Here is a 3,039-nt window from a genome sequence, read left to right as displayed (position 1 = left end):
CAACCCAGAAAATTACCTGCCATGGAATTATCTAGAAAATAGTGAGTAACGGCTGACTTGCTTTCCAAAAAAGACTGAATTGGGCTAACCGCCCAAGTCAAACTATGCAGCCGTAAGCTCACGATACCTCTCTCTAGTAGTGAATTAATATCACAGCAGGTAACAAGCCCTACGCTCACGTCATGGCAATTATTCATCGCTCAGGAGGTGATGGGGTTTCGCATTAAATGTTTACTTTCGGACGCTGGTGGAATGGGGCTGGTTTTCCATGCAGAACAAACTATTTCTAACCCGGCTCAGACAGAAAATGAAATTCATAAAGCGGCGGTTAAAATCCTGCGTCGTGACAAGTTAAATAGTCACCAACAAACTGCGATGTTTTTTAGTGAAGCATCAAGTTTGATGGCATTAGATCATCCCAATATTTGCAGTATTTATGGTGTATCTAAAGTATTAGATCATGCTTGTATTGTCATGGATTATATCGATGGTGAATCCTTCGATTTATGGCTAGCTAATAGCAAGTGCAATCAGAAACAAAAAATAGATGTTTTTATGCAACTCCTCGATGCAGTGTGTTATTTGCATCATCGAGGTATTTATCATGGTGATTTAAAGCCACAGAATATTATTATCAACAACCAAGGTCATTTGGTGTTGATAGATCTTGGCCTGGCTAAGAAGTTTAAAACTACTGCTAAAGCTGATAACACGGAAACCATTAAAGCATTCTCAAAGAATTGGAGTGCACCTGAGCAAATAGCGGGAGAGCCTAGTGAAGCGATGTCGGATGTTTATTCATTGGGAGCGATTCTGTTTTACCTTTTAACCAGCAATCAGCTTGAGCAAAGAGATTTGCAAAAAATTAACGCAAAAGAGTTACATGCGGTGCTAAGTAAAGCGCTCGCTGTTAAACCTGAAAATCGATATCAAGATGCTCTACAGGTTCGGTGTGTATTACAAAAATATCAGACCGGCTTCCCCATCGATGAATATTCCATGTCCCCAGTATATCGCTTCAAGAAACTTATATTTAGGAAACCATTTACATCTCTGACTTGTTTACTAGCAATGTATTCGGTTATTAGTAGTGCATTGTTATTTGCTAAGCTGTGATAGCGAGTGAACTATGCATTAGACTCTATTTTCTCGAATGAGCAAGTATGATATTAAACTTCAATTGATTGATAGTTGATGTGGATGGGCGGTTTTTCAGGATGAGTTATACTGATAATTGCTTCGATTTCGTGAAACTGACATTTTGAATAGGTTGTTACTAGTGCTGTATTAAATACTTTTTCACCTGTTGTGAAATTGTAAATAGTGAGTATATCTTCTTGTAATACTGCTATTTTTTCCCCACAACTAGAAAAATCTAAGTGAAGCATTTGAGTGTTTTTTTTCTCTGCACAGGAGGCAATATGCTTTATGACTTTACGCTTTTTAATATTATAAGTGCTGATCTCACCATCAAAATAAGAACCGAGTACAAGGTGTTGTTTGTGCATGTTATAAGCGATTAACATCGATTCCAATTGGCTATTATGGGATGTAAAGATGGATTCAACATGGTTTTTTTCTAAGTCCCATATATTGATAACCGGAGAAAGGTACCAGTGTTTATCGAAAGTAATATAAATAACAACGTTTTCATCTTCTGTAAAAGTGCCACATCGATGGTAGCCACCCAAATCTTCTCTTTGGAATAACACTTGTTGTGTTTCCAGATTGAGTATCTCAATAAGATATTGATGTCTTTTACTACGTAATGCTCGCTTTTTATCAGGGTGTAGTAAATTTAAATTGAAGTTGTCCATCACTATCTCTTATTCGTTGATCGTTTTTATGAATGATGATTTTATCACCGTTGCTTTGCCTATATAAAGTGACACATTTAATTTCACGAAACCTTTTCAAATTATAGGATAACCTGTAGATGAAAAACTCGAATATCTATATTCGGGGTTTATTATTTTGAGTAACGATCGAGACATTCTTTGAATTTTTTCTCCTCTTCCTTATCCCTCTTCAACTGTTCCTTCTGGCGTATCTTTTTCAACTCACGTTCTTCTGCCATACTTTCTTTAGTTATCTCATTATGTATGCGAAGTGTATCGTGCTTATAAAGGGGGGTTATGTAGCTCCCTGATTTTTTGGAGAAACTAGAAGCAGTTAATATAATATTTTCACCGTAAATAACCGTTTTCACACCATCAAAGATTAAGATTCGTAAATAATTATCATATAAATAACGGTACTCTTCATATGATAATATTTCTTTTTTCTCAAGTTGTAGGAAAAAATTATAAATGATGCCGTGATAAATGTTATTGAATAGAGCATCAAAATCTTCACTTTTAAAATCAGGGCGAATATGAAATGCTTTTCCCCTTTCTACTACTATTTTATTGAAAGTAGGAACTAATATTGTTCTAAATGAAGTTGTATTAATTTTTGAGTCAACATCATCATTTTTAGTTATATTCTTTTGCATAAATTCTCTCAATAAAGGGTTAATTTATTTATACATTATGAAATGCAGATTCAACAATGAAGTACATTCATGTACCAATTTTATGATTGCATGATTATTATAGCCATAACTGTTGGATGCACGGCAAGTATCTCAATGCAATTGGTGTTAATTTCATATCGCATTACGTTGCTCTATCTCTCCTTAAATCATGTTCTTCATCTATTAAGGTATAAGCGGCTATTATTTCTTGATGATATTAATATCACTTCATTATTAAATGTATTCGATTGATGAACAAGTCCAGTATATTTATTGATAAGGAGGAAATAAACGGACTTAAAAAAAAAGAATTTACGCAATGAATTTTTAAGGTATTTCAGTTCAATCAACACGTGACAAATTTTGAAATAACCTATTAATGAAAAACTTAAATTCTCGTGCTAGTTTTCCTTATTTTCCACAAATTTTTTATTAATTTTACATGCTTATGCATTTAACTCAGGAGAAATAAAGACACGTCAAAAAATTGCAGCACAGAGTAAAATGAGGGGAAACAGAGAAAA

At 34.2% G+C, this 3,039-nt stretch carries 3 protein-coding genes; 1 reads left to right on the top strand and 2 read right to left on the bottom strand.

Translation table 11 applies throughout. The features are described from left to right. Window positions 1-210 precede the first annotated feature (210 nt). The gene (locus KSO91_RS16655) at window positions 211-1,116 is read left to right on the top strand and encodes a serine/threonine-protein kinase (RefSeq protein WP_238744146.1); all 906 of its coding nucleotides are present in this window, start codon (window positions 211-213) and stop codon (window positions 1,114-1,116) included. Window positions 1,117-1,169: 53 nt separating this feature from the next. On the opposite strand, the gene KSO91_RS16650 is transcribed toward KSO91_RS16655, so the two are convergent. After that, window positions 1,170-1,817: a hypothetical protein gene (locus KSO91_RS16650; protein ID WP_238744145.1), complete on the bottom strand. Its 648-nt coding sequence runs from the start codon at window positions 1,815-1,817 to the stop codon at window positions 1,170-1,172. A gap of 152 nt (window positions 1,818-1,969) precedes the next feature. Then, on the bottom strand, window positions 1,970-2,494 hold the full coding sequence (locus KSO91_RS16645) for a hypothetical protein (protein WP_238744144.1): 525 nt from the start codon (window positions 2,492-2,494) through the stop codon (window positions 1,970-1,972). Window positions 2,495-3,039 lie beyond the last annotated feature (545 nt).

The organism is Psychromonas antarctica, assembly GCF_022267535.1.
GTDB lineage: Bacteria > Pseudomonadota > Gammaproteobacteria > Enterobacterales > Psychromonadaceae > Psychromonas > Psychromonas antarctica.
Note: the sequence above shows the minus strand (reverse complement) of the source record. Positions and strands in the feature narration are given on the sequence as shown.